Consider the following 6,467-nt stretch of genomic DNA (forward strand, 5'->3'; position numbering starts at 1 on the left):
GAGCGCCTGCCACACGGCCTCGGCCACCCGCCGGTGGCCCTCGGCGTTCAGGTGCAGGCGGTCGTCGGCCCACAGCCGCGCATCGCCCAGCACCTCGGCGCCGAAGAGGTCCACGACCAGCGCGCCGTGCCGCTCGGCCAGCTCGTCGATGAAGGAGAACAGCTGCTCCATGCGGGGGCGGAACCGCTCCAGGACCGGGCCGCGCCGGCCCGGGCTGCGCATCAGCACCAGCTGCTTGCAGGTGGGCGCCAGCCGGTCCGCGGCCTCCGCCAGCCGTGCGCACACCACGTCCACGTCGCACTTGGGCCGCAGCACGTCGTTGAGGCCGCCGACCAGGGTGACCAGGTCCGCGCCCAGCGCGGCGGCCGGCGCGGACTGCTCGTCGGCGATCTGGCCGATGAGCTTGCCGCGCACGGCGAGGTTGGCGTAGCGGAAGCCGGGGGTGCGGGCGGCCAGGCGCGCGGCGAGCAGATCGGCCCAGCCGCGGTAGGAGCCGTCCGGCAGACCGTCGGACATGCCCTCGGTGAAGGAGTCCCCGACCGCGACAAAGCTGGTGTACGTGACATTCATCTGCATGGCGCGGGTGATCCTACTCCTCCGCGTGAACCGCCCCGCCCCCGCCCGGGCGATGCCGGACGGGGGCGGGGAGGGCCGGGGCGCGTCACTGCGCCGGGCGGCCCACCAGCTCGCGCAGGAGGTCCTCCAGCGTGACCAGTCCGGCCAGCCGGCCGTCCTCGCCGATCACCGCCGCGAGGTGGGTGCCGGTGCCGCGCATCGTCGTGATGACGTCGTCCAGCGGCGTCGTCGCGCGGACCGTCGCGATCCGGCGCATCCGCTGCAGCGGGAACGGGAAGTCCCGCGGCCGGGCGTCCAGCGCGTCCTTCACGTGCAGGTAGCCCAGGATCCGGCCGGCGGCGTCCACCACCGGGAACCGGGAGAAGCCGGACTCGGCCGACAACTGCTCCAGCCCCTCGGGGGTGATGCCGAGCGGCGCGGAGACCACCCGCTCGACGGGCGTGACCACGTCCATCACCGGGCGCTTGCCCAGCACCAGGGCGTCCCGCAGCCGTTCGGTGGCCCGGGAGTCGAGCAGCCCGGCCGCGCTGGAGTCGGCGACGATCCGCGCGAGCTGGTCGTCCGAGTACGTCGCCGCGACCTCGTTCTTCGGCTCCACCCGCAGCAGCTTCAGCAGGGCGTTGGCGAAGGCGTTGATGGCGAAGACGAACGGGCGCAGCGCCCGGGCCAGGGTGACCAGCGGCGGGCCGAGCAGCAGGGCGCTGCGCACCGGCTCGGCGAGCGCGATGTTCTTGGGCACCATCTCGCCGAACAGCATGTGCAGGTACGTCGCCACGGCCAGCGCGATGACGAACGACACGGGGTGGATCAGGCCGTGCGGCACGCCGAGAGCGTTGAAGACCGGCTCCAGCAGGTGTGCGATCGCGGGCTCGGCGACCACACCCAGGACCAGCGTGCACAGCGTGATGCCGAGCTGGGCCGCGGCCATCAGCGCCGAGATGTGCCGCAGGCCCCACAGGACGCTGCGGGCGCGCCGGTCGCCCCGGTCGGCGTACGGCTCGATCTGGCTGCGGCGCACCGAGATGAGGGCGAACTCCGCGCCCACGAAGAAGGCGTTGACGACGAGCGTCGCCAGGCCGATGAGCAGCTGCACGAAGGTCATCGGCCGGCCTCCCCGGGCACCTCGGCGCCGCTGCCGGCGTCCGCGGGCGGACCGGTCAGGCGCACGCGGGCCGCACGGTGGCCGGCCGCGTCGACGACGTCGACCCGCCAGCCCGCGACCTCCACGGTGTCGCCCCGCAGGGGGATGCGGCCGAGCTCGGTGGCCACCAGGCCGGCCAGCGTCTCGTAGGGGCCGTCCGGCGCCCGCAGCCCGATGATCTCCAGCTGGTCGGTGCGCGCCGCGCCGTCCGCGTCGTACAGCGGCCGGCCGCCGCCGTCCGTGCCGGCAGGGGCGATGTCGGGCACCTCGTGGGGGTCGTGCTCGTCGCGGACCTCGCCGACGACCTCCTCCACGATGTCCTCCAGGGTGACGACGCCGGCGGTGCCGCCGTACTCGTCGATGACGACGGCCATGGTGCGCTTGCCCGACAGCCGGTCCAGGAGCCGGTCCACGGTCAGCGACTCCGGCACGAGCAGCGGCTCGCGCAGGATCGAGGTGACGGGGTGGCGGTGGCGGCGGTCGGCGGGTATGGCCAGCACGTCCTTGATGTGCGCGATGCCGATGACGGTGTCCAGGCTTCCGCGGTAGACGGGGAAGCGGGACAGACCGGTCGCGCGGGTCGCGTTCGCGACGTCCTCGGCGTTGGCCTGGGCGTCGAGGGCGGTGACCTGGACGCGGGGCGTCATCACGTTCTCCGCCGTCAGCCCGGCGAGGTTCAGGGTCCGCACGAACAGCTCGGCGGTGTCCGCCTCCAGGGCGCCCTCCTTGGCGGAGTGCCGGGCGAGCGCGGCGAGCTCCTGCGGGCCGCGCGCGGAGGCCAGTTCCTCGGCGGGCTCCAGGCCCATCCGGTGCAGGGTGCGGTTGGCGGTGTTGTTCAGGTGCCGGATCAGCGGGCGGAACGCGGCGGAGAAGGCGCGCTGCGGGCCGGCGACCCGCTTCGCCACCGGCAGCGGGCGCGAGATCGCCCAGTTCTTCGGGACCAGCTCGCCGACCACCATCAGCACGACGGTGGACAGCACCGTGGCCAGCACCAGGGCGGTCGAGGGGGCGGCGGAGCCGAGGCCCACGGCCTCCATCGGGCCCGTGAGCAGCGCCGCGATGGACGGCTTGGAGACCATGCCGATGATCAGGCCGGTCACGGTGATGCCGAGCTGGGCGCCGGAGAGCTGGAAGGTGAGACTGCGCACGGCCTTGACGGCGCCCGCCGCGCCGCGCTCGCCCTTCTCGGCGGCGCGCTCGAGGTCGGCGCGCTCGACCGTGGTCAGCGAGAACTCCGCCGCGACGAAGACGGCACAGGCCAGCGTCAGCAGCAGGGCGACCACCAGCAGGACTACCTCGGTCATCGGTTCACCTCCGTCCCATGGTCGGACGAAGGGGCGGGGACCGCGCGATGTCGACTGCGGGTACTACTGGGAGGCTCGCCCATGGGCGGACGCTCACACCTTTCACGTTGAACGGGGCCTTTGCCCATCCATGGTAAAGGATGGGCAAAGCAATGATCCGGACGGAGCTCCGGGGTGGTCGGGGGAGTGTACGCCCTACCGGAGTTCCTCGATCATCGGTGCGAACGTCCCAGGGGGCGGCTCACGCGTGCCCGTCGACCGCGCCCGCCGCCTCCGGCGGAGCCGCCGGTCGTCTGGCCACCCCCAGCACGCACGGGGAGGCCGGGGTCGGCACCCGGCTCTGCGGCACCCGCAGCCGGCTGAACGCCCCCAGTTCGAACCCCGCCGCCTCGATCGCCGCCAGCGGATCCCGCGCCGTGTGGCACCCGCCGAACAGCACCGGCCAGACCGTGCGGTCCAGCGCCCGCTGGGTGACCGCGAGCGCCACGCCCTGCGCCCGCCCGTGCTCGAAGAACCGCAGCTCACCGCCCGGCCGGAGGACCCGCCGCAGCTCCGCCAGCGCGCGCCGCACATCCCGTACGGAGCACAGCACCAGCGAGGTCACCGCCGCGTCGAACGCCTCGCTCTTCACCGGCAGCGCCTCGGCCGCGCCCGGCACCACGTCCACCGGGACGCCCGCCCGGACCGCCGCCTCCAGGGCGATCCTGCGCAGCCCGCGCTCGGGCTCGATCGCCACGACCTCCGAGACCGTCGGCGGGTAGTAGGGGAAGTTCAGGCCGTTGCCCGCGCCGATCTCGATCACGCGTCCCGACAGGCCGGCCAGCAGCTCGCGCCGGTGCTCCCCGATCCCCGCCCGCTCGTCGATGATCGGGCTCACCTTGGCGTAGAAGCGCGCGAAGACAGGATGGTGCACGGCGTCGTGCGGCAACCTGGTGCTCCGAAGCGGCGGCATGGCACACCCCTTTCCGGGGACGACGGCTACCGCGATTGTTCCCCGGCCGGACCGGCCCGCACCGTCGGCGCGCCGCAATGTCCGCTGCGGCCGCGGCAGTTGGGGTGGGAGGGGTGCGTGGGGCGGCCGGGGAGGGCGGGGTCAGCGGTGAGCCGCCGCGAAGCCGGCCGCGTCCCAGGTGCCGGACAGCTCCGGCGCCAGCCAGCCGGGGGCCGCCGTGCGGAACGCCTCCGGCGCGAGGGCGCTCGCGCCCTCCGGGACGGCGCCCAGCAACGGGGCTCCGGCCGCCTCCGGCAGGTCGGCGAGGTTGCAGCGCATCGCCAGGTCCGGGGCGGACGGCCAGCTGCCGATCACCATGCCCGCGCAGCGCAGGTCCCGCGCGCGCAGGGCCTCCGCGGTGAGCTCGGTGATGTTCAGCGTGCCGAGGCCGGGCTGCGTGACCACCAGGACCGGGGCGTCCAGCAGCCGGGCCGCGTCCGCGAGGGTCGCGCCCTCCCCGTCCAGGCGGACGAGGAGACCGCCGGCGCCCTCGACGAGGACCAGGTCGTGGCTCTCCGCCAGCCGGGAGGCCGCCTCCGCGATCTGCGGCGGGCGCACCGGGGCCATTCCGGCCCGGGCCGCCGCCGTACCCGGCGCGAGCGGCTCCGGGAACCGCGCGAGCTCCTCCCCGGTCACCCCGCTGCCCGCGAGCCGCCGCACCTCGGCGACGTCACCGGGCTCGCCGGGGGCGACACCGGTCTGTGCGGGCTTGAGCACGGCGACGGAACGGCCCGCGGCCCGCGCCGCCGCCGCGACGGCCGCGGTGACCACGGTCTTCCCGATCTCGGTCCCGGTGCCGGTGACGACCAATACGGTCATGGTGTTCGGTTCTCCGTTTCATGGTCACTGACAACTTGCCCGGGCAGGGCACCGCCGGTCTCCGCGCGGGGTGGCTGCGCGCCGCGGCGGCGGAAGAGGAATGCGGCCCTGCCGGCGTGTCCGGGCCGGCGGCGCCTGCCGCGCTTCCTTCCGCCGCGGCGGCGATCAACCCTCGCGGCGCAGCCCGGCGGTGCCGGAACCACCCCGTGGGGCAGGGCCCCGACGTCAGGCGACCCGGGCCCCGTGAAACGACCCGCCGTCAGGCGGCGCCGCACCGCGCGGTCGGCGTCACGCGACCCGGGCCGCCGCCCGCACCGCCGTGCACACCCGGGCCAGGTCCTCGTCGCTCGTCACGTACGGCGGCATCACGTACAGCAGGTCCCGGAACGGGCGCAGCCACACGCCCTCGCGGACCGCCGCGCGCGTCGCCGCCGCGACGTCGGCCTCGTGGTCGAGCTGGACGACGCCGATCGCGCCGAGGACCCGGACGTCCCGGACGCCCGGCAGCGAGGCCGCCTCGGCGAGCCCGTCGCGCAGCCCGGTCTCGATGCGCTTGACCTCGGTCTGCCAGTCCTGTTCCAGCAGCAGGTCGATCGACGCGTTCGCCACGGCCGCGGCGAGCGGGTTGCCCATGAACGTCGGCCCGTGCGCGAGCACCGGCACCTCGCCGCGCGAGATGCCGTCCGCGACCCGCGACGTGCACAGCGTCGCCGCCATGCTGAGGTACCCGCCGGTGAGCGCCTTGCCGAGGCACATCACATCGGGCGTGATGCCCGCGTGCTCCGCGGCGAAGAGCCGGCCGGTGCGGCCGAACCCGGTGGCGATCTCGTCGAGGACGAGGAGCACGTCGTGCTCGTCGCACGCCTCCCGCAGGACCCGCAGGAACACGGGGTCGTGGAAGCGCATCCCGCCCGCGCCCTGCACCACCGGTTCGACGATGATCGCCGCGAGTTCGTGGGCGTGGGCGGCGATCGTCCCGCGCAGGTGCGCCGTGTAGGCCCGGACGGCCTCGGCGCCGCTGTCCACGGCCGGGGGCACGTCCGCGAAGACGTGCTTCGGGAGCGCCCCGGACCACAGCTCGTGCATCCCGCCGTCGGGGTCGCACACGGCCATCGGCTGCCACGTGTCCCCGTGGTAGCCGCCGCGCCACGTCATCAGCCGCCGCTTCTCGGGACGGCCCGCCGAGCGCCAGTACTGCAGGCACATCTTGACGGCGACCTCGACGGCCACCGAGCCGGAGTCGGAGAGGAAGACGTGCTCCAGCCCCTCGGGGGTGATCTCCACCAGCCGGGCGGCCAGCCGCACGGCGGGCTCATGGGTGAGCCCGCCGAACATCACGTGACTCATCCGTCCGAGCTGCTCGCGCGCGGCCTCGTTCAGGACGGGGTGGTTGTAGCCGTGGACGGCGGACCACCACGACGACATCCCGTCGATCAACTCGTGCACGCCGTCGACCGGTTCGGCGAGCCGCAGCCGCACACCCGACGCGGACTGCACGAGCAGCGGCTCCTGACGGCCGGGCATCGGCCCGTAGGGGTGCCACACGTGCTGCCGGTCGAGGGCGAGGAGCTCGCCGGGGGTGAGCGGCTCAGGCATTGGGGGGCAGGTCCGTCCCCGCACCGCGGCGCCGCACGGC

The 6,467-nt window shown here is 74.8% G+C and carries 6 protein-coding genes; all 6 read right to left on the bottom strand.

Going from position 1 to position 6,467, the window contains the following annotated elements:
- Nucleotides 1–576 (bottom strand): SGNH/GDSL hydrolase family protein (locus tag V7793_RS30990; RefSeq protein ID WP_336012829.1); only part of this gene is annotated, 576 nt, incomplete at its 3' end.
- A gap of 85 nt (nucleotides 577–661) precedes the next feature.
- Nucleotides 662–1,678, bottom strand: coding sequence for a hemolysin family protein (locus V7793_RS30995; protein WP_336012831.1), 1,017 nt, complete (start codon nucleotides 1,676–1,678; stop codon nucleotides 662–664).
- Entirely contained in the window at nucleotides 1,675–3,021 is a 1,347-nt protein-coding gene (locus tag V7793_RS31000; protein WP_336012835.1) for a hemolysin family protein, read from the bottom strand. Before V7793_RS31000 ends, V7793_RS30995 begins: the two co-directional genes overlap by 4 nt.
- 241 nt (nucleotides 3,022–3,262) lie before the next feature.
- Nucleotides 3,263–3,973: a class I SAM-dependent methyltransferase gene (locus V7793_RS31005; RefSeq protein ID WP_336012837.1), complete on the bottom strand. Its 711-nt coding sequence runs from the start codon at nucleotides 3,971–3,973 to the stop codon at nucleotides 3,263–3,265.
- A gap of 141 nt (nucleotides 3,974–4,114) precedes the next feature.
- The gene (gene bioD, locus V7793_RS31010; RefSeq protein WP_336012840.1) at nucleotides 4,115–4,831 is read right to left on the bottom strand and encodes a dethiobiotin synthase; all 717 of its coding nucleotides are present in this window, start codon (nucleotides 4,829–4,831) and stop codon (nucleotides 4,115–4,117) included.
- Between the two features lie 288 nt (nucleotides 4,832–5,119).
- Entirely contained in the window at nucleotides 5,120–6,427 is a 1,308-nt protein-coding gene (locus V7793_RS31015) for an adenosylmethionine--8-amino-7-oxononanoate transaminase (protein ID WP_336012842.1), read from the bottom strand.
- Between the last annotated feature and the right edge of the window lie 40 nt (nucleotides 6,428–6,467).

The sequence above is a fragment of the Streptomyces sp. KLMMK genome, from assembly GCF_036961605.1.
In the GTDB taxonomy this organism is placed as follows: Bacteria; Actinomycetota; Actinomycetes; order Streptomycetales; family Streptomycetaceae; genus Streptomyces; species Streptomyces telluris.

What these genes read in the sequence shown, in the direction of transcription:
- V7793_RS31000 (WP_336012835.1), bottom strand. Translation starts at nt 3,021, where the DNA reads ATGACCGAGGTAGTCCTGCTGGTGGTCGCCCTGCTGCTGACGCTGGCC.
- V7793_RS31005 (WP_336012837.1), bottom strand. Translation starts at nt 3,973, where the DNA reads ATGCCGCCGCTTCGGAGCACCAGGTTGCCGCACGACGCCGTGCACCAT.
- V7793_RS31015 (WP_336012842.1), bottom strand. Translation starts at nt 6,427, where the DNA reads ATGCCTGAGCCGCTCACCCCCGGCGAGCTCCTCGCCCTCGACCGGCAG.
- V7793_RS30995 (WP_336012831.1), bottom strand. Translation starts at nt 1,678, where the DNA reads ATGACCTTCGTGCAGCTGCTCATCGGCCTGGCGACGCTCGTCGTCAAC.
- bioD (WP_336012840.1), bottom strand. Translation starts at nt 4,831, where the DNA reads ATGACCGTATTGGTCGTCACCGGCACCGGGACCGAGATCGGGAAGACC.